We start from the raw sequence: 19,261 nt of genomic DNA on the forward strand, positions 1-19,261 counted from the left end.
GGTGTCAGCTATCGCGCACCAAGCCGTTAGGGCGCGCAGAGAATCAAGGTGTTGCTTCCGTGGATCTGGCTCGTTGATGTGATATGGCCATATCGCAGGAGACTCGTGATCAACTCTTTGTGAGATTAGCGGTGTTGGTTCCGCACCTGGACGAGCGTCAGCGCCGTCTGCTGATGGGAACCGAGGCCCGGATCCTGGGACACGGCGGGATCCGGGCGGTCGCGCAGGCGGCCGGGGTCAGCGAGACCACCGTCCGCAAGGGCGTCGACGAGCTGGAGGCGGGTGCGGAGCCTTCGGGACGGGTCCGCCGCCCCGGCGGCGGGCGTAAGAGGGCGGCCGAGGTGGACGAGGGGTTGCGTCCTGCGCTGTTGGCGCTGGTCGAGCCGGATATGCGTGGGGATCCGATGTCGCCGCTGCGCTGGACGACGAAGTCGACGCGCAAACTCGCCGGTGAACTCACTCGGCAGGGCCATCGCGTTTCGGCGGACACCGTCGGTGACCTGCTGCGCGAGGAGGGCTTCAGTCTGCAGGCCAACGCCAAGACGATCGAGGGCAGCCAGCATCCCGACCGCGACGCGCAGTTCCGCTACATCAACGAACAGGCCCGCGATCACCGAGACGCCGGGGATCCGGTGATCAGCGTGGACACGAAGAAGAAAGAGCTGGTCGGCGAGTACAAGAACGCTGGGCGTGAGTGGCAGCCTCAGGGCGAGCCGGTGCAGGTCAAGACGCACGACTTCCTCGACCGGCAGGGGCCGGGCAAGGCGATCCCCTACGGGATCTACGACATCACGGCGAACACCGGCTGGGTCAACGTCGGGTGCGACCACGACACCGCGGCCTTCGCGGTCGCTTCGATTGGCCGCTGGTGGCATGCCCGTGGCCGGCACGACTACCCGCATGCCGCACGGCTGCTGATCACCGCGGACGCCGGCGGCTCCAATGGCTACCGCACCCGCGCATGGAAGACCGAACTCGCAGCCCTCGCGGCCGAGACCGGCCTGCAGATCACGGTCTGCCACATGCCGCCCGGCACATCGAAATGGAACAGAGTGGAGCACCGGCTGTTCTCCCACATCTCCATGAACTGGCGCGGCAGACCGCTGACCAGCCACGACGTCATCGTGAATACCATCGCAGCCACCACCACCGGCACCGGGCTCCGGGTCGAGGCCGCACTCGACACCAACACCTACGACACCGGCATCAAAGTCACCGACGCCGAGATCGACGCCCTGGCGATGAGCAGGCACCGCTTCCACGGAGACTGGAACTACACGCTCCACCCCGCCGATGCCCCGCCCACTCCCGGCCCGAGGACGGATCCCGCGACCGTCGCCCGGCCGGCTGCAGCACCGGCTCGCATCGACGGCTCCATGCTCTGGGACCCTGAGCTGACCGGCATGACCTTCGTCGAACTGGACACCCTGCTCAACGATCTGATCCCTGCCCTGGCCGAACAGCGCGAGCGGCTCCGCCACGAGCGACGGGGCGGCGAACGACACCGAACACGCGGCGCAGGGGCCAAGGACAAGCTCTCCGACGCCGACCGGATCCTGGCCACCGTGCTCTACCAGCGCAAGATCGGCACCCATGACTTGCTTGCCCAGCTCTTCGGCGTCACCAGAAGCACCCTCACCCGCGCTGTCCAGGAAGTGCGACCCCTCCTGGCCGAGGCCGGCCACACGATCCCGCCGTCGACAGCCAGATTCCGCACCCCAACGGACCTGGCTACCCACCTCGACAGGTACGGCAACCAGCCACCAACGAAGATCAAACCAGCATGTTGATTCTCTGCGCGCCCTTAGCAAGAGGGCAACAGTGTCGGTGCGGTCGGTATGCTTGTTGTCTACGGCCCGCTCAGCGAACAGCGCGCCCACAGCGTCGAATTCCTCGCGGGTGGGGATCGGCTCAGCCGTCGCCATTACCGGCGCTCCCTTGCTGTCCCGCACGGGCTTGTTGTCCTGCGTCTTCCAGCCCAACAGCCGCTCGCTGGTGAGCAGTTCCTTGATCGCCCCGTGCCGCCACGCGAAGCGCTCACGCTGAACGGTCTCGCCCTTTTCGCCGCCCGTCTTTCCTCCCGTGCCGCGCCCTTTCCGTAGACTCCAGTGATCGCGGGGTGAAGGAATGGCGTCGGTGTTCAGACCGGTTGCGACTGCCGCCGCTGTCTTTCCGCTGTGCAGTTCCTTGATGATCCGCTCAATTACTGCGACGGCTTCCGGATCTTGCACTAGGGTCCACCCGCCACCTTCGAGCGGGGCCACGGCCCCGGCGTAGTTGATCGTTGATGGGTTTTGGGTTGTTTGTCGGTGGAGTGAGGTGGCAAGTTGCGAGGCGAGCACGGCCTCTGATGACCTTTCAGGTTCCTACGCCAGAAGATCGTCTCAGGAGCCGCGCTCGTGTCCGCATCCTCTCTGATCAGCTCTGTCCTTGGCCAGCTCACCGACCTCGCGCTGTGGGAGGCCGAGCTCGCCGCCGACCCTGCGGCAGCGGATTCTGCGCTGGTCAGCAGGCTGCGCCAGGTCCCTGACCGGCGCGTGGAGCGAGGGCGGCGGCATCCTCTGGTGGTGATCCTGGTGCTGGCTGCGTGCGCGACGCTGGTGGTCGGCGGCGACTCCATGACCGCGATCTGGCAGTGGGCCACCCGCGCCCCGCAGATCAAACTGGCACGCATCGGCGCCCGGTACGACCCGCTGGCCGGCCAGTACCTCGTACCCAGCGAACGCACCTTCCGCCGCGTGCTCGCCGACCTGGACGCCGACGCCCTGGACGCGGCGACCTGTGCTTACGTCACCGAAGTCGCGGCCGGAACCGCAACGGCGCCCGAGATCCCGTGCACCCCGGGGCCCATCGAGCGCGAACAGCGCCGCGCCGCCCAGCGGGCCGTGGAACACCCGGCGCCGGCCGGGCTCCTGCCCGCCGCGGCTTTCGACGGCAAGGCCCTGACCGGCGCCCGCACCGAATCGGGGCGGGTCTTCCTGGTCGGGGCGGTCGCCCACGCCAGCGGCGCGGTCCTCGGCCAGACCCAGGTTCCGGACAAGCGCGGCGAGGGCGAGGCGGCCCGCACCCTGCTGACCCAACTCGCCTTGCCTGGATGGGTGTTCACCCTGGATGCCCTGCACACCACAAAGAAGACCGCCCGCCTGATCACGGACCGGCTCGACGCCCACTACGTCCTAATCCTGAAGGGGAACCAGCCGCTGGCCCGCGCCGCGGCCCAGGCGCTGCTGGCCGGCACCGACGCCGAGTGGACCGAGACCACCGAGGCCGAGGACGACCGTGGGCACGGGCGCACCGAGCGCCGCACGATCCGCACCGCCCAAGCCGACGACGCCCTCTTCCCCGGCGCGGGACAGGTCTTCCGCCTGCGCCGTGACACCGGCGGCCTCGACGGCACCTGGACCGGGAAGGAGATCGTCTTCGGCGTCACCAGCATGCCCGCCCACCTCGCCGGCCCCGCTCACCTCAACCACTACGAGAGGGCCCACTGGTCCATCGAAAACAAGATCCACTGGGTGCGGGACGTCACTTTCCACGAGGACAACTCCCAGGTCCGGACCGGCACCGCCCCCCGAACCCTGGCCAGCTTCCGCAACCTGGGCATCAGCACGTTCCGCCTCGCCGGACGAGCCAACATCGCCCACGCCCGCCGCGATCTCCTCAACCACAACGACGCCTTCGCCATCTACGGCATCTGATCAACTACTACGAAGTCGGACGTAACGGAACAACGCCGGGGCCGTGCGAGCGGGGCGGGCATGTAGCCGTACGGCGGACGGGAACCACGCCAGCGAAGAGGCATGACCCGCATTGCAGCTTGCGCGCTGGTTACGCGCTCCCGGATTGCCTGAGCTTCCATCTGCGCCGCGAACGCGAACAGCGTGACCATGAGCTGAGCCATGGGGTCTAGCGGGTTACGGAAGTCCAGCACCAGCCGCCCGCCCGGACCTTCGGCAAACACGACCATTTTCCGGTGCTCGCGCGCCCATTTCGCCAATTCGTGCATGTCGTCCATGGACCGAACGGCGCGATCAAATCGCCAGAAGACCAGCGCGTCAAAGTCGTCCGGGCGCTGGAGCCATGCGCCCAACTCCGGCCGCTCAAAGGGCGTGGTCTTGCTCGCGCTGACGCCTAGGTCAACGGCTTCCCTGTCGGCAAGGTCGATTCCCATCGAAGCGGCAGCGCGCTGATTGGCTTCCCGCTGACGTTCGGGACTGGTGGTTTCGTCGGTCAGGACGCTGAGGCGGAGGGCAGACACGCCCCTGAGCTGTGTAGGCACGGCACTGTGTGAGCGAGTCGATTGCCCAGCGCCTCTGACCTGCACGTTTTCCGTCATGGGCGGCTTCCCCTTGAACTACTTGTTGGAAGCCTTCGGCAATCCCTACGGTCACCCAGCTCCCGGCACGGTCGCGGCGCTGCGGGAGGAGGGCGCGATGGTGCTGCGCACCGACGAGGACGGGGCGATTGCCGTCGTAGGTGCGGGCGCCGGTCTGAGAGTGGCGAGAGACTGAGCACATGAATTCCGCACAGGCTGACGCCTATCTCCGCCGAATCGGGGTGGAGTATCCCGCTTGGCCCACCGTCGACGTGCTGCGCGAGCTGCATCTTCGGCATCTGCAGACCGTGCCGTTCGAGAACCTGTCGATCCACCTCGGCGAGGAGATCGTGCTCGAGGAGGGCCGGCTGCTGGACAAGATCGGCGGAGGGCGCAGGGGAGGTTTCTGCTACGAGCTCAACGGGGCGTTCGGGGCGTTGCTGGCGGCCCTCGGCTTCGATGTCACGCTGCTCGCCGCGCGGGTGTACGGGGAGGAGGAGCGGCTGGGGGTGCCGTACGCCCATCTGGCGTTGCGGGTGCGGACGGTGGACGGGGGCGACTGGCTCGCGGACGTCGGTTTCGGGGCGAACAGCCACTGGCCGCTGGCGTTCGGGGAGCGGGGTGAGCAGCGGGATGCGGGCGGTGCGTTCCGGGTGATCGAGGCCGGGGCGGATGCGGCAGGGGTTCGCGGGGGCGGCGATGCCGCGGAGTGCGGGGATCTCGACGTGCTGCGGGACGGCGAGCTCCAGTACCGGCTGGAGATGCGGCCGCGGGTGCTTGAGGACTTCACCGTCGGAGCCTGGTGGAACACCACCTCTCCCGCGTCGCACCTCGTGCGGTCGCTGGTGTGCTCGCGGGTCACGGAGGACGGCGGGCGGATCACGCTCAGCGGCAGCCGTCTGACGACGACGGCCCCCGACGGGAAGACGGAGGTGGCGGAACTGGCGGGAGACGAGGAGGTGCTGGAGACGTACCGGGAGCGGTTCGGGATCGAGTTGGACCGGGTGCCCACGGTCCGAGCGGCCTCGGACGACGGGCGGTGACCTGCGTCTTCGACGGCGGCCCCGGCGTCGGGCGGAGCGGCCGTAGCGGAAAATGACGTGGTGAGCGATGTGAGACATGTGCTGGTGCTGCCCGACCGCGATGCCGCGGAAGAGGTGGCGGAGGCGCTCGGGGCGCGGTTCGGGCTGGACGAGGAACCGCGGATCGTCCGGGACGCGCTGGCCGGCGAGGACGACGCCGAGGACGCGCAGTGGCTCGTGGTGCTGCGGGACGAGGCCGAGGTCCTCGATGCCGGGCAGCTGGACGAGTTCGTGGGGGAGTGGGACGGCTGGCGGGAGGAGCCGTAGCGCCGAGGTGTGACCCGGGGTCCGGCCGCGGCCGGAGGGCGGCCGGACCGGGTTGTCAGTGGCCCGTGGGATGCTTTCCGTGATGGCCAAGAAGACCGCGACCGATGACCTCCTCGCCCCCGTGACCTTTGCCGTGGGCCAGGAGGACCTCCTGCTCGACCGTGCCGTGCAGGAGGTGGTGGCCGCCGCCCGGGCCTCCGACGCCGACACGGACGTACGGGATCTGACCTCGGACCAGCTGCAGCCGGGCACGCTCGCCGAGCTGACGAGTCCTTCGCTGTTCGCCGAGCGCAAGGTCGTGGTCGTCCGCAACGCGCAGGATCTGTCGGCCGACACGATCAAGGAGCTGAAGGGGTACTTCGCCGCGCCCGCGGAGGAGATCACCCTTGTACTGCTGCACGCGGGCGGCGCGAAGGGCAAGGGACTGCTCGACGCCGCGCGCAAGGCGGGGGCACGCGAGGTCGCCTGCCCCAAGATGACCAAGCCGGCCGACCGGCTGGCGTTCGTGCGCGGGGAGTTCCGGGCGCAGGGACGTTCGGCGACGCCGGAGGCGTGCCAGGCGCTCGTGGACGCGATCGGGAGCGACCTGCGGGAGCTGGCGTCGGCAGTGTCCCAGCTGGTGGCGGACGTCGAGGGCACGATCGACGAGGCGGTGGTCGGCCGCTACTACACCGGGCGGGCCGAGGCGTCGAGCTTCACCGTGGCGGACCGGGCGGTCGAGGGCCGGGCCGCGGAGGCGCTGGAGGCGCTCAGATGGTCGCTGGCCACGGGCGTGGCGCCGGTGCTGATCACAAGTGCGCTCGCGCAGGGCGTGCGGGCCATCGGCAAGCTGTCGTCGGCGCGCGGCGGGCGTCCCGCGGACCTCGCCCGGGAGCTGGGCATGCCGCCCTGGAAGATCGACCGGGTCCGCCAGCAGATGCGGGGCTGGACACCGGAAGGGGTGGCGGTCGCCCTACGGGCGGTCGCGGAGGCCGACGCGGGCGTGAAGGGCGGCGGGGACGATCCGGAGTACGCCCTGGAGAAGGCGGTCGTCACAATCGCGCGGGCGGCGCGCTCCAGAGGCCGGGGCTAGTCGCGGGCTTCCGCCCGGGGCGGCATCGTGCAGGCACACCGAAGGCCCCGACCGCTCACCCTGGGGAAGGGCGGTGGCGGGGCCTTCGGTTCAAGCTCGTGGGCTCGTACCCGCGTGGCGAACGCAGGCCGCGTACGAACCCGGGGTGCCGGATGGGAGCGGATGAGAGAGGGCCCGCTCGATTCCTTCCGGCGTCAAATCAAGTGTCAGCCCTTGAGGGACGCGACCTTGGTGGCCAGCGCCGACTTCTTGTTGGCGGCCTGGTTCTTGTGGATGACGCCCTTCGAGACAGCCTTGTCGAGCTGACGCGCGGCAGCGCGCTGGAGCTCGGTGGCCTTCCCGGCGTCACCCGCGGCAGCGGCCTCGCGAGCCTTGCGGATCGCGGTCTTGAGCGAGGACTTGACGGCCTTGTTGCGAAGGCGCGCCTTCTCGTTCGTCTTGTTCCGCTTGATCTGGGACTTGATGTTCGCCACGAATGAGCCTTTTCAGGTTCAGGCACGCGGGGCTGGGAGCCTCACGCACCGATGATTTCTTGAAGTCGTGCCTCGCGCTGAGAGGGCATGAGGCACAGCCACCCAGGCTACCAGCCGCCTTCTGGCGGCCCAAACCAGCCGCAGAGGCCCCCGGGCGTCGCCCGATCCGGCCGTCCGGCCCGTCACGACATGGCCCAAAACGGTCGCAGCCTCCCGCGCGTGGGACGATGGAGGCTACGTATCGATCCGACCCGAGACCGCAGACACTGCGGACGCCTCAAGAATCAGGACCCTGCGTGCCCGCCACCCCTAGCCATGCGCCCGAGCCGAGCCGTACCGACCCGGCACTGATCCGCAACTTCTGCATCATCGCGCACATCGACCACGGCAAGTCCACGCTCGCCGACCGGATGCTCCAGCTGACCGGTGTCGTCGAGCAGCGGCAGATGCGCGCTCAGTACCTCGACCGCATGGACATCGAGCGCGAGCGCGGCATCACGATCAAGTCCCAGGCGGTGCGTCTGCCGTGGGCCCCGACCCACGATCCGGGCAACACGCACATCCTGAACATGATCGACACCCCTGGGCACGTCGACTTCACCTACGAGGTCTCGCGGTCGCTCGCCGCGTGCGAGGGGACGATCCTCCTCGTCGACGCCGCCCAGGGCATCGAGGCCCAGACCCTCGCCAACCTCTACCTGGCGATGGAGAACGACCTCACGATCATCCCCGTCCTCAACAAGATCGACCTGCCGGCCGCACAGCCCGAGAAGTTCGCCGAGGAGCTCGCGAATCTCGTCGGCTGCGAGCCCGGCGACGTGCTCAGGGTCTCCGCCAAGACGGGTCTCGGCGTCGAGGCCCTGCTGGACAAGGCCGTCGAGCAGATCCCGGCGCCGGTCGGCGTCGTGGACGCGCCCGCCCGCGCGATGATCTTCGACTCGGTGTACGACTCCTACCGGGGCGTCGTCACCTATGTCCGTGTCGTCGACGGACAGCTCAACAGGCGCGAGCGCATCAGGATGATGTCCACCAACGCGACCCACGAGCTGCTGGAGATCGGTGTCAGCTCGCCTGAGATGCTCCCGGCCGACGGGCTCGGGGTCGGCGAGGTGGGCTACCTCATCACCGGTGTGAAGGACGTCCGCCAGTCCAAGGTCGGTGACACGATCACCAGCCAGGCCAAGGGGGCCCAGGAGGCCCTCGGCGGTTACAAGGACCCGAAGCCGATGGTCTTCTCGGGCCTGTACCCGCTCGACGGCTCCGACTACCCGGACCTGCGCGAGGCCCTCGACAAGCTCCAGCTCAACGACGCCGCGCTCGTCTACGAGCCGGAGACCTCCGCCGCCCTCGGCTTCGGCTTCCGCGTCGGCTTCCTCGGCCTGCTCCACCTCGATGTGGTCCGCGAGCGCCTGGAGCGCGAGTTCGGGCTCGACCTGATCGCCACCGCGCCCAACGTGGTCTACCGCGTGATCATGGAGGACGGCACCGAGCACATCGTCACCAACCCGAGCGAGTTCCCCGAGGGCAAGCTCGAAGAGGTCTACGAGCCGGTCGTGCGGGCCACGATCCTCGCGCCCACCGAGTTCATCGGCGCGATCATGGAGCTGTGCCAGACCCGCCGCGGCACGCTGCTCGGCATGGACTACCTGTCCGAGGACCGAGTCGAGATCCGCTACACGCTCCCGCTCGCGGAGATCGTCTTCGACTTCTTCGACCAGTTGAAGTCCAAGACCCGCGGTTATGCGTCGCTGGACTACGAGCCCACCGGCGAGCAGAACAGCTCCCTGGTCAAGGTGGACATCCTGCTGCACGGCGACAAGGTGGACGCCTTCTCGGCGATCACCCACAAGGACCAGGCGTACGCCTACGGTGTCCGGCTCGTCGCCAAGCTGAAGGAGCTGATCCCGCGGCAGAACTTCGAGGTGCCGGTCCAGGCCGCCGTCGGCTCCCGGGTGATCGCCCGCGAGACCATCCGCGCCATCCGCAAGGACGTCCTCGCCAAGTGCTACGGCGGTGACATCTCCCGTAAGCGGAAGCTGCTGGAGAAGCAGAAGGAGGGAAAGAAGCGGATGAAGATGGTGGGTTCCGTGGAGGTTCCCCAGGAGGCCTTCATCGCCGTCCTGTCCAGCGATGACAGCGCGGGGTCGGCCAAGGGCAAGAAGTAACCGAGGGATCCCCGGAAAACCGGCCGAACAGGGGCCCGTCGTACGAAAGTGCGACGGGTCCTGTGCGTGTACCCGGTCGCTCTCTGTTGGAAGTGACACGCCACCGCCCCTTACGCACCGGCCGGTCGGGCTCTACCCTGATCTCTGCTCGGTAGTTACTCGCGAGTTAAACAAGTGCGCCGGAGTGACGCCGGACGCCGTGAGCCAGTCGCATCGAGCCATCAGTATTGAGTCATCGAGTCAGCTGCACTGAGTCAGCCGCACCGTCGCGGGCCCCGGAGGATGTCGTGAGCGACACACAGACTTTGATCGAGAACCGTCCGCCGTCCGTGGCGGCCCTCTTTCTGGAGCGCGTGGCGGCAACGCCCGAGGCAGAGGCCTACCGCTACCCCGTGCCCCCGGCCTCCGGTGAGGGCCCGGACGAATGGAAGTCGCTGAGCTGGGCCGAGGCCGCGGAGCGGGTCTACTCCATCGCGGCCGGACTGATCGAGCTGGGTGTGCAGCCGGAGCAGCGGGTGGCGCTCGCCTCCTCGACGCGGGTCGAGTGGATCCTCGCCGACCTGGGCATCCTGTGCGCCGGCGCGGCCACGTCGACCGTCTACCCGCAGACCAACGCCGAGGAGTCGGCCTTCATCCTCTCCGACTCCGAGAGCAAGGTGCTCATCGCGGAGAACGCGGAGCAACTGGCCAAGGCCCGGGAGAGGCGCGCCGAGCTGCCCGAGCTGACCCATGTCGTGGTGATCGACCCCAAGGGCGTCGAGACCGGCGACTGGGTGCTCACCCTCGCCGAGCTGGAGACCCGGGGCGCCGCCTATCTGGAGAAGCACCCCGAGCTGATCAAGGAGCGGGTCGGCGCGATCACCAAGGACCAGCTCGCCACCCTCATCTACACCTCCGGTACCACCGGCCGCCCCAAGGGTGTGCGCCTGCCGCACGACAACTGGGCGTACATGGCGAAGGCGATCGCGGCGACCGGGCTGGTCGGCAGCGACGACGTGCAGTACCTGTGGCTGCCGCTCGCGCACGTCTTCGGCAAGGTGCTCACCTCCGGCCAGATCGAGGTGGGGCACGTCACCGCCGTCGACGGCCGGGTCGACAAGATCATCGAGAATCTGCCGGTCGTGCAGCCGACGTACATGGCGGCCGTGCCGCGCATCTTCGAGAAGGTCTACAACGGGGTCGCGGCCAAGGCACGAGCCGGCGGCGCGGCCAAGTACCGGATCTTCCAGTGGGCGGCCGAGGTCGCACGTGAGTACGCCAAGGTCTCCCAGGACAACTTCCGCCGGACCGGTACCCACGCGGTGCCCTTCAGCCTGGGCGCCAAGCACAAGGTGGCCGACGCGCTCGTCTTCGCCAAGATCCGCGAGGCCTTCGGTGGCCGGCTGCGCGCCTGCGTCTCCGGTTCCGCGGCCCTCGCGCCCGAGATCGGGTACTTCTTCGCCGGCGCCGGCATCCACATCCTTGAGGGCTACGGCCTCACCGAGTCCTCCGCGGCCTCCTTCGTGAACCCGGGCGAGGCGTACCGCACGGGCACGGTCGGCAAGCCGCTGCCCGGCACCGAGGTGCGCATCGCGGACGACGGCGAGATCCTGCTGCGCGGCCCGGGCATCATGGAGGGCTACCACGGGCTGCCCGAGAAGACCGACGAGGTCCTCGAGGCGGACGGCTGGTTCCACACCGGCGACATCGGTGAACTCTCCCCCGATGGCTACCTGCGCATCACGGACCGCAAGAAGGACCTCATCAAGACGTCCGGCGGCAAGTACATCGCGCCGGCCGAGGTCGAGGGCCAGTTCAAGGCGGTGTGCCCGTACGTCTCCAACATCCTGGTGCACGGCGCCGACCGTAACTTCTGCACCGCGCTGATCGCCCTGGACGAGGTGGCCCTCATGGAGTGGGCGAAGGAGAACGGCCTGGGTGGCAGGTCGTACGCCGAGGTCGTCGCCGCGCCCGCTACGGTCGAGATGGTCGACGGCTATGTGAAGCAACTCAACGAGGGCCTCCAGCGCTGGCAGACCGTCAAGAAGTTCCGGCTGCTGCCGCGGGACCTCGACGTCGAGCACGGGGAGATCACGCCGAGCCTGAAGCTGAAGCGGCCGGTCGTGGAGCGGGAGTACAAGCACCTGATCGACGAGATGTACGCGGGGGCGCGCGAAGCGTAGGGGTGCCTCGGGCGGTGCCGTCGGCTGGGGCCGACGGCACCGCTTGACGTTCCCCGCCACCGGCCGCCGCAGCTTTCCGACGTGATCGCGGCACTCCGCCGGGTCCGAGAGCCGCCGCCCCGGCGGTGGACCAGCGCCTCGGCGCCGCCACCTGGCCGGGCCCCTCCTCGGCAGCATCTGGAGCCGCCGTCCGGGCGGCTGTCCTCGTCATGAGCAAAGGGTGCCGTTCCGATGCTCGAATCTGTCCGTCTTCGAACACATCTGTAGCACTGTTCTCACTCATGGCGACCCACTTCGGTAACTCGACGCTTATGGGCGTTCCCGGTCTGTCACTCTGTCCGCATTGTCAGACGCGTAATCGTCCGAACCGCTCGGGGAGCCGTCCATGCGGGGCATTCCCACGCAACGGGAGACCGTCTCCCGTGGCCCTGATGCGCCTGTGCAAGAAGCCGCGGGGCTGCACACGGTGGTGCGTGCGACGCTGCCAGGGGGACCGCTCGCGGCCGGCTCGGCCCGCCGGCTGGTGCACGCCGCCCTGTCCGACTGGGCACGGGCCGCCGAGCCCGACACCTTCACGGAACGGCTGACCGACGACGCGCTGGTGGTCGTCAGCGAACTCGTCACCAACGCCGTCGTGCACGCGGGCACGGACGTCGACGTGGCCTGCCGTCTCGAGAACACGGACGACGAGCCGACCGGCCTCGTCGTCGAGGTCTCCGACCACCACCCCTCCCGCGCGGTACGGGACGACGGCGCCGAACGCCCCTACGGCATACCGGAGTACGGGCGCGGGCTGCGGCTCGTGTCCACGCTCTCCACGGCCTGGGGGATCACCTACCGCCCCGGCAGCAAGACGGTCTGGGCACTGCTGCCCCTCGACCACGTCCTCGAGGCCGAGGACGAGCTCGAGGCCTACGCCGGTGACGGCGCCCTGGAACACGGGCTGAGCGCGGCCGAGATACTCGGACCCGAACTTCCCGCCTTCACCGAGCCGGCCCGCGCCGTGTACGACCGGGACTGGCGGGGCCGCGGCGCGCTCTCCTTCCTCGCCGAGGCCTCCGACCTGCTCGCCGGACAGCTCGACGAGGACCTGGTCGCCGCGCTCGCCGGACAGCTCCTGGTGCCGCGGCTCGCCGACTGGTGCGCGGTCTGGCTGGAGGACGAGGCGACCGGCTGGCACGGGCCCGATGCGGCGATCGCCGCCGGGCCCCGGCTCGCGCGCGTCTGGCACGGCAGCGAGAACCGCATCGAGGAACTGCGCCTGGCCCTGGAGAAGGATCCGCCCCGGCTGCCCGAGGCGGTGCGCTCCAGGGCGGTGCCCGTGCCCTGGCCGGGCGAGGCGCTCGGCCCGCGGGGTGCGACCGGGGCGGCGCTCGCGTACCGGTTGATCGCGGGCGGCCGGCCGCTGGGCACGCTCGTCATCGGGCGGGCCGGGCTGCTGCGTTTCCCCGACGAGATCACCGGGCTCGTGGAGGACCTGAGCCGCCGGGTGGCGCTGGCCATCGGTGCGGCCCGGCAGTACGCACGCCAGGCCACCATCAGCCGGGTGCTGCAGCGCGGGCTGCTGCCGGGCGCGGTCGCCGAGATCCCCCGGGTGCGCAGCGCGCTCGTGTACGAGCCCTGCGACAAGGGCGGCGGACCGAGCGGCGACTTCTACGACATCTTCCCGGCCGGCGCCGGACGCTGGTGCTTCGCGCTCGGCGACGTCCAGGGCAAGGGTCCCGAGGCGGCCGTCGTGATCGGGCTTGCCCGGCCCTGGCTGCGGCTGCTGGCCCGCGAGGGCTACGCGGTCCCCGATGTGCTGGACCGCCTCAACCAGCTTCTGCTGGACGACGCGACGGAGGCCTCCGACGCGGCGGCGCGGGCTCTGGTGGCCGCGGGTGCGCCCGTGCCGGTCATCGACGACGGCCCACACGCCCGCTTCCTCTCGCTCCTGTACGGCGAGCTGGTCCCCTTCGAGGGCGGAGTGCGCTGCACGCTGGCCGCCGCCGGGCACCCGCTGCCGCTGCTGCTGGGCCCGAGTGGCGGCGTACGGGCCATGGGGCGGTCGCAGACGCTGCTCGGGGTCGTCGAGGACGTGCCGTACACCTGCGAGACCTTCGAGCTGCATCCCGGCGACAGCCTGCTGTGCGTCACGGACGGGGTGACAGAGCGGCGCAGCGGCCCCCGCCAGTTCGACGACGGGGACGGGCTGGCCGCCGCGCTCGCGGGCTGCGCCGGGCTGAGCGCGGAGCTGATCGCGGAGCGGATCAGGAGGCTGGTGCACGAGTTCGGCGAGCAGCCGCCCGAGGACGACCTGGCGCTGCTGGTGCTGCAGGCGCAATGACCGCCTCATCGGCACAGCCGGGTTGTCCCGGCGGTACGGGACAATGGAGGACATGCCTTCCGCACTCCCCGACGGCGAGCCCGTCCCCGACGACGGGGCGCTGCCCGCGCACGCCCTGGCCGGAGCCGCCGAGCGCCCCCTCGGGTTCTACCTCCACGTGCCGTACTGCGCCACGCGCTGCGGCTACTGCGACTTCAACACCTACACCGCGACGGAGCTGCGCGGCACGGGCGGAGTGCTGGCGTCCCGCGACAACTACGCCGAGACGCTGATCGACGAGATCCGCCTGTCCCGCAAGGTGCTGGGCGACGACCCGCGCGAGGTCCGCACGGTATTCGTCGGGGGCGGCACCCCGACGCTGCTCGCCGCGGAGGAGCTCGTACGGATGCTGGGGTCGATCCGCGACGAGTTCGGGCTCGCGGACGACGCGGAGGTGACGACGGAGGCGAACCCGGAGTCGGTCGACGAGCGCTATCTGGCCACGCTCCGGGAGGGCGGCTTCAACCGGATCTCCTTCGGCATGCAGAGCGCGCGCCCGCACATCCTGAAGATCCTGGACCGCACGCACACCCCGGGCCGGCCCGAGGCCTGCGTGGCCGAGGCGCGGGCGGCGGGCTTCGAGCATGTGAACCTGGACCTGATCTACGGCACGCCGGGGGAGTCGGACGACGACTGGCGGGCATCGCTGGACGCGGCGCTGGGCGCGGGTCCCGACCACATATCGGCGTACGCGCTGATCGTCGAGGAGGGCACCCAACTCGCGCGCCGCATCCGCCGGGGCGAGATCCCGATGACGGACGACGATGTCCACGCGGACCGCTATCTGATCGCGGACGAGGCGCTGGGGGCCGCGGGCTACGACTGGTACGAGGTCTCGAACTGGGCCACGTCCGAGGCGGGTCGCTGCCTCCACAACGAGCTGTACTGGCGCGGCGCCGACTGGTGGGGCGCGGGCCCCGGCGCGCACAGCCATGTGGGCGGCGTGCGCTGGTGGAACGTGAAGCATCCGGGGGCGTACGCGGCGGCACTGGCGGCGGGGCGGTCGCCGGGCGCCGGACGGGAGGTCCTGTCGGAGGAGGACCGCCGGGTGGAGCGCATCCTGCTGGAACTGCGGCTGCGGGAGGGAGTGCCGCTGTCCCTGCTGCGGGAGGAGGGGCTGGCGGCGTCGCGCCGTGCCCTGGCGGACGGGCTCCTGGAGGAGGAGCCGTACGGGGAGGGACGAGCGGTGCTGACGCTGCGCGGACGGCTGCTGGCGGACGCGGTGGTACGGGACCTGGTGGACTGATCACACAGCCGGGGGAACCAACGCGGAGCAGCGGTTCGATCCCTCACCTGGTTCGTACGCTGCCGCCGCTCACGGTTGCGCCGTGACGAAGTCGATCAGCTCCTCCACGCGGCCCAGCAGCTCCGGCTCCAGGTCCTTGTAGGACCGTACCCGCGACAGGATCCGCTGCCACGCCTCGCCCGTGTTCTCCGGCCAGCCCAGGGCCCGGCACACGCCCTTCTTCCAGTCCTGTCCGTGCGGGATGCGCGGCCACTCCGGGATGCCCAGGGCCGCGGGCTTCACCGCCTGCCAGATGTCGATGTAGGGGTGGCCCACCACCAGTGCGTGCTCGCTCGTCACCGACTCGGCGATGCGCCACTCCTTGGTGCCGGGGACCAGATGGTCCACCAGCACGCCGAGGCGGGCGTCGGGGCCGGGCGCGAAGGACGACACGATGGACGGCAGGTCGTCGACGCCCTCCAGGTACTCGACCACCACGCCCTCGATGCGCAGGTCGTCGCCCCACACCTTCTCGACCAGTTCCGCGTCGTGGCGGCCCTCCACGTAGATACGGCCGGCGCGGGCCACTCGCGCGCGGGCCCCGGGGACGGCCACCGAGCCCGAGGCCGTATGCGTGGGACGCGCCGGAATCTTTGACGGGCGCACCAGCGTCACCACCCGGCCCTCCAGCAGGAAGCCCCCGGGTTCCAGCGGGAACACCCGGTGCTTGCCGAAGCGGTCCTCCAGGGTCACCGTGCCCGCCTCGCAGCGGATCACCGCGCCGCAGAAGCCGGTGCGCGGCTCCTCGACCACCAGACCGGGATCCGCCGGGACCTCCGGGACGGGCTTGGGCTTCTTCCACGGCGGAGTCAGGTCCGGCGAGTACTGGCGCATTCGGATGACGATAGGAGAAGCCTTACGCCAGGTTCTACGACACGCCGTAACGTGCCGCCAACTCGTCGCGCTGCGCCCGTACGAACCCCGCGTCCACCACCGCGCCGTGCCCGGGCACGTACACCGCGTCCTCCCCGCCCAGCTCCAGCAGCCGGTCCAGAGCCGCAGGCCAGTGGGAGGGCACCGCGTCCGGGCCCGCCTGGGGTTCGCCCGACTCCTCCACGAGGTCGCCGCAGAAGACGACGTCCCGCTCCCCGGGGACGAGGACGACGAGGTCGTGGGCCGTGTGGGCGGGTCCCACGTTCGCCAGCAGCACCCGCAGCCCGCCGAGGTCCAGGGTCCACTCACCGGAGACCTGATGGCGCGGAGGCACCAGGAGGTCCGCCGCCTCGGCCGCCACCTCCGCGTCCAGGCCGTTGCGCACCGCGTCCGCGACCAGTTCGCCCCGCTCGTGGACGAGCACCGTGTCGATGCCTGCCGCGCCGAACACCTCGGCGTCCGCGAAGGCTGCCGCACCGAAGACATGGTCGAAGTGGGGGTGGGTGAGCGCGAGATGGGTCACACGCCGGTCCCCGCCGAGGGTCGAGAGCAGCCGCAGCGCCTCGGTACGCAACCGCGCGCCCTCGCCCGGGCCGGAGCCCGCGTCGACCATCAGGGCCCCGTGCTCGCCGACCACCAGTCCCGCCGTGCAGTTCCAGCCCGGGAGCCGTGTGCGCCCCGCTCCCGGACCGAGCGCCTCCCACCCGGACCCTTCCCACAGCACCGTCATGCGCCGACGCTATCGGTAGGCGCCCGATCCGGGAGGACAGCCCAGGACAGGTCGGTACACGTCGGTACGACGGCGTCGCCCGGCCTTGCCGGGTGCGTACCCGACCGCCGTACACTTGCTCCGGGATGCTGGCACTCGTACACGCAGAGTGCCAGGGGAGCGTCAAGGGGACGAATCGCTGGAGGTGTGCGCGATGCTCAGTGAACGCAGGCTCGAAGTGCTGCGCGCCATCGTCCAGGACTACGTCGGTACCGAGGAGCCGGTGGGTTCCAAGGCGCTCACCGAGCGGCACCAGCTCGGTGTCTCCCCGGCCACCGTCCGCAACGACATGGCCGCGCTGGAGGAGGAGGGGTACATCGCCCAGCCGTACACCAGCGCCGGACGCATCCCCACGGACAAGGGCTACCGACTCTTCGTGGACAAGCTCGCGGCCGTCAAGCCGATGAGCCCGCCCGAGCGGCGCGCGATCCAGAACTTCCTGGAGGGCGCGGTCGACCTCGACGACGTGGTGACGCGCACCGTGCGGCTGCTCGCACAGCTCACCCGGCAGGTCGCCGTCGTGCAGTACCCGTCCCTGACGCGCTCGACGGTGCGCCATGTGGAGCTGCTGTCGATGGCGCCCGCGCGGCTGATGCTCGTGCTGATCACGGACACCGGCCGGGTCGAGCAGCGCATGATCGACTGCCCGGCGCCGTTCGGAGAGACGTCTCTCGCCGATCTGCGCGCGCGTCTCAACAGCAGGGTCGTGGGCCGCCGCTTCGCGGACGTTCCGCAGCTGGTCCAGGACCTGCCGGAGGCCTTCGACGAACCGGAGGACCGCGGCACGGTCTCGACGGTGCTCTCCACCCTTCTGGAGACGCTCGTGGAGGAGACCGAGGAGCGGCTGATCATCGGCGGCACCGCCAATCTCACCCGCTTCGCACATGACTTCCCTCTCACCATCCGTCCCGTCCTCGAGGCACTCGAGGAACAGGTCGTGCTGCTCAAGTTGCTGGGAGAGGCGAAGGATCCGGCCATGCGCGTGCGTATTGGCCACGAGAACGCCCACGAGGGACTCAACTCCACGTCCATCGTCTCGGTGGGCTACGGTTCGGGCGGCGAAGCAGTAGCGAAACTCGGCGTGGTCGGACCGACCCGCATGGATTACCCGGGAACGATGGGAGCGGTACGAGCGGTGGCACGGTACGTCGGACAGATCCTGGCGGAGTCGTAAGTGGCCACGGACTACTACGCCGTACTCGGCGTGCGCCGCGACGCGTCGCAGGATGAGATCAAGAAGGCGTTCCGTCGGCTCGCCCGCGAGCTGCACCCGGACGTCAATCCCGATCCCAAGACGCAGGAGCGGTTCAAGGAGATCAACGCCGCCTACGAGGTCCTCTCGGACCCGCAGAAGAAGCAGGTCTACGACCTCGGCGGCGACCCCCTGTCCCAGTCGGGCGCGGCCGGTGCGGGCGGCTTCGGTGCGGGCGGCTTCGGAAACTTCTCCGACATCATGGACGCGTTCTTTGGCACGGCGTCGCAGCGTGGACCGCGCTCGCGCACCCGCCGGGGGCAGGACGCCATGATCCGGCTCGACATCGAGCTCGACGAGGCCGCCTTCGGCACGACGAAGGACATCCAGGTCGACACGGCCGTCGTCTGCAACACCTGCAATGGTGAGGGCGCGGCGCCCGGCACATCCGCGCAGACCTGTGACATGTGCCGCGGCCGCGGTGAGGTCTCCCAGGTCACGCGGTCCTTCCTGGGCCAGGTCATGACCTCCCGGCCGTGCCCCCAGTGCCAGGGCTTCGGGACCATCGTCCCGAACCCGTGCCCGGAGTGCGCGGGCGACGGGCGGGTGCGCTCCCGCCGGACGCTCACGGTCAAGATCCCCGCGGGTGTCGACAACGGCACGCGGATCCAGCTCGCGGGCGAGGGCGAGGTCGGCCCCGGTGGCGGTCCCGCCGGCGACCTGTACGTCGAGATCCACGAACTGCCGCATTCGGTCTTCCAGCGTCGCGGTGACGACCTGCACTGCACGGTCACCATCCCGATGACGGCGGCCGCCCTCGGCACCAAGGTCCCGCTGGAGACGCTGGACGGCCTGGAAGAGATCGACATCCGTCCCGGCACCCAGTCCGGGCAGTCGATCCCGCTGCACAGCCGCGGTGTCACGCATCTGCGCGGCGGCGGCCGGGGCGACCTGGTCGTGCACGTCGAGGTGCAGACCCCGTCGAAGCTGGACCCCGAACAGGAACGGCTCCTCAGGGAGTTGGCGCAGCTGCGCGGCGAAGAGCGCCCTCAGGGCCAGTTCCAGCCGGGACAGCAGGGACTGTTCTCGCGGCTGAAGGACGCGTTCAACGGGCGCTGACCCGTGGAGTGGCCACCCGGCGTCGGTGACGCACCCGGCGCCGGGGTGGCCCTACCGGAGGCTGCCGCCCCCAGGCTGCCGCGCCGAAGCTCGCGCTTCGGTCTGAACGGCCTCGTCCTCGA

At 70.0% G+C, this 19,261-nt stretch carries 15 protein-coding genes and 2 pseudogenes; 12 read left to right on the forward strand and 5 right to left on the reverse strand.

What is annotated here, in order from left to right:
- Positions 1-83 precede the first annotated feature (83 nt).
- Entirely contained in the window at positions 84-1,790 is a 1,707-nt protein-coding gene (locus tag ACQEXA_RS37100; RefSeq protein WP_433128026.1) for an ISAzo13 family transposase, read from the forward strand.
- Between the two features lie 78 nt (positions 1,791-1,868).
- Here the strand turns inward: ACQEXA_RS37100 and ACQEXA_RS37105 are convergent.
- Positions 1,869-2,342: pseudogene (locus ACQEXA_RS37105) on the reverse strand (recombinase family protein); the annotation flags it as partial.
- Between the two features lie 57 nt (positions 2,343-2,399).
- On the opposite strand from ACQEXA_RS37105, the gene ACQEXA_RS37110 reads away from it, so the two are divergent.
- Positions 2,400-3,698 carry an ISAs1 family transposase gene (locus ACQEXA_RS37110; protein WP_433132235.1) on the forward strand — a complete coding sequence of 433 codons (1,299 nt, stop codon included), beginning with the start codon at positions 2,400-2,402 and terminating at the stop codon, positions 3,696-3,698.
- Between the two features lie 47 nt (positions 3,699-3,745).
- On the opposite strand, the pseudogene ACQEXA_RS37115 reads toward ACQEXA_RS37110, so the two are convergent.
- Positions 3,746-4,258 (reverse strand): annotated as a pseudogene (locus ACQEXA_RS37115) (recombinase family protein); the annotation flags it as partial.
- Between the two features lie 91 nt (positions 4,259-4,349).
- Here ACQEXA_RS37115 and ACQEXA_RS37120 point away from each other — a divergent pair.
- The 4 genes from ACQEXA_RS37120 (at position 4,350) to holA (ending at position 6,736) form a co-directional block, all read left to right on the forward strand.
- Positions 4,350-4,511: a hypothetical protein gene (locus tag ACQEXA_RS37120; RefSeq protein ID WP_432927545.1), complete on the forward strand. Its 162-nt coding sequence runs from the start codon at positions 4,350-4,352 to the stop codon at positions 4,509-4,511.
- Between the two features lie 4 nt (positions 4,512-4,515).
- Positions 4,516-5,358, forward strand: a complete 843-nt coding sequence (locus tag ACQEXA_RS37125) for an arylamine N-acetyltransferase family protein (protein WP_433132236.1) — start codon at positions 4,516-4,518, stop codon at positions 5,356-5,358.
- A 60-nt stretch (positions 5,359-5,418) separates the two neighbouring features.
- On the forward strand, positions 5,419-5,664 hold the full coding sequence (locus ACQEXA_RS37130; RefSeq protein ID WP_361824271.1) for a hypothetical protein: 246 nt from the start codon (positions 5,419-5,421) through the stop codon (positions 5,662-5,664).
- Positions 5,665-5,746: 82 nt separating this feature from the next.
- Positions 5,747-6,736, forward strand: coding sequence for a DNA polymerase III subunit delta (gene holA / locus ACQEXA_RS37135; RefSeq protein ID WP_432927541.1), 990 nt, complete (start codon positions 5,747-5,749; stop codon positions 6,734-6,736).
- A 206-nt stretch (positions 6,737-6,942) separates the two neighbouring features.
- Here holA and rpsT read toward each other — a convergent pair whose 3' ends face one another.
- A complete protein-coding gene (gene rpsT, locus ACQEXA_RS37140; RefSeq protein ID WP_432927539.1) occupies positions 6,943-7,209 on the reverse strand; it encodes a 30S ribosomal protein S20 in 267 nt (88 codons plus the stop codon).
- A 296-nt stretch (positions 7,210-7,505) separates the two neighbouring features.
- Here rpsT and lepA point away from each other — a divergent pair, with 296 nt between their 5' ends.
- The 4 genes from lepA to hemW all read left to right on the forward strand — a co-directional run bounded on the left by lepA (position 7,506) and on the right by hemW (position 15,147).
- Positions 7,506-9,374 carry a translation elongation factor 4 gene (gene lepA / locus ACQEXA_RS37145; protein ID WP_433132238.1) on the forward strand — a complete coding sequence of 623 codons (1,869 nt, stop codon included), beginning with the start codon at positions 7,506-7,508 and terminating at the stop codon, positions 9,372-9,374.
- Positions 9,375-9,661: 287 nt separating this feature from the next.
- Positions 9,662-11,536 carry an AMP-dependent synthetase/ligase gene (locus ACQEXA_RS37150; RefSeq protein WP_432927535.1) on the forward strand — a complete coding sequence of 625 codons (1,875 nt, stop codon included), beginning with the start codon at positions 9,662-9,664 and terminating at the stop codon, positions 11,534-11,536.
- 385 nt (positions 11,537-11,921) lie between these two features.
- Entirely contained in the window at positions 11,922-13,862 is a 1,941-nt protein-coding gene (locus tag ACQEXA_RS37155) for a SpoIIE family protein phosphatase (protein WP_433132240.1), read from the forward strand.
- A gap of 52 nt (positions 13,863-13,914) precedes the next feature.
- Positions 13,915-15,147 (forward strand): radical SAM family heme chaperone HemW, encoded by a 1,233-nt coding sequence (gene hemW, locus ACQEXA_RS37160; RefSeq protein ID WP_432927531.1) that lies wholly within the window; start codon positions 13,915-13,917, stop codon positions 15,145-15,147.
- A 69-nt stretch (positions 15,148-15,216) separates the two neighbouring features.
- Here hemW and ACQEXA_RS37165 read toward each other — a convergent pair whose 3' ends face one another.
- Positions 15,217-16,020, reverse strand: coding sequence for a DUF3097 domain-containing protein (locus ACQEXA_RS37165; RefSeq protein WP_432927529.1), 804 nt, complete (start codon positions 16,018-16,020; stop codon positions 15,217-15,219).
- A 34-nt stretch (positions 16,021-16,054) separates the two neighbouring features.
- Positions 16,055-16,789: an MBL fold metallo-hydrolase gene (locus ACQEXA_RS37170; RefSeq protein WP_432927527.1), complete on the reverse strand. Its 735-nt coding sequence runs from the start codon at positions 16,787-16,789 to the stop codon at positions 16,055-16,057.
- A 193-nt stretch (positions 16,790-16,982) separates the two neighbouring features.
- On the opposite strand from ACQEXA_RS37170, the gene hrcA reads away from it, so the two are divergent.
- Both hrcA and dnaJ read left to right on the forward strand, forming a co-directional pair.
- Positions 16,983-18,002 (forward strand): heat-inducible transcriptional repressor HrcA, encoded by a 1,020-nt coding sequence (gene hrcA / locus ACQEXA_RS37175; RefSeq protein ID WP_432927526.1) that lies wholly within the window; start codon positions 16,983-16,985, stop codon positions 18,000-18,002.
- Positions 18,003-19,139 carry a molecular chaperone DnaJ gene (gene dnaJ / locus ACQEXA_RS37180; protein WP_432927524.1) on the forward strand — a complete coding sequence of 379 codons (1,137 nt, stop codon included), beginning with the start codon at positions 18,003-18,005 and terminating at the stop codon, positions 19,137-19,139.
- The last annotated feature ends 122 nt before the right edge of the window (positions 19,140-19,261 follow it).

Source organism: Streptomyces sp. CA-106110 (assembly GCF_050936285.1).
Lineage (GTDB): Bacteria > Actinomycetota > Actinomycetes > Streptomycetales > Streptomycetaceae > Streptomyces.

What these genes read in the sequence shown, in the direction of transcription:
- holA (WP_432927541.1), top strand. Translation starts at nt 5,747, where the DNA reads ATGGCCAAGAAGACCGCGACCGATGACCTCCTCGCCCCCGTGACCTTT.
- ACQEXA_RS37155 (WP_433132240.1), top strand. Translation starts at nt 11,922, where the DNA reads ATGCGGGGCATTCCCACGCAACGGGAGACCGTCTCCCGTGGCCCTGAT.
- hemW (WP_432927531.1), top strand. Translation starts at nt 13,915, where the DNA reads ATGCCTTCCGCACTCCCCGACGGCGAGCCCGTCCCCGACGACGGGGCG.
- ACQEXA_RS37165 (WP_432927529.1), bottom strand. Translation starts at nt 16,020, where the DNA reads ATGCGCCAGTACTCGCCGGACCTGACTCCGCCGTGGAAGAAGCCCAAG.
- ACQEXA_RS37100 (WP_433128026.1), top strand. Translation starts at nt 84, where the DNA reads ATGGCCATATCGCAGGAGACTCGTGATCAACTCTTTGTGAGATTAGCG.
- hrcA (WP_432927526.1), top strand. Translation starts at nt 16,983, where the DNA reads ATGCTCAGTGAACGCAGGCTCGAAGTGCTGCGCGCCATCGTCCAGGAC.
- ACQEXA_RS37170 (WP_432927527.1), bottom strand. Translation starts at nt 16,789, where the DNA reads ATGACGGTGCTGTGGGAAGGGTCCGGGTGGGAGGCGCTCGGTCCGGGA.
- ACQEXA_RS37125 (WP_433132236.1), top strand. Translation starts at nt 4,516, where the DNA reads ATGAATTCCGCACAGGCTGACGCCTATCTCCGCCGAATCGGGGTGGAG.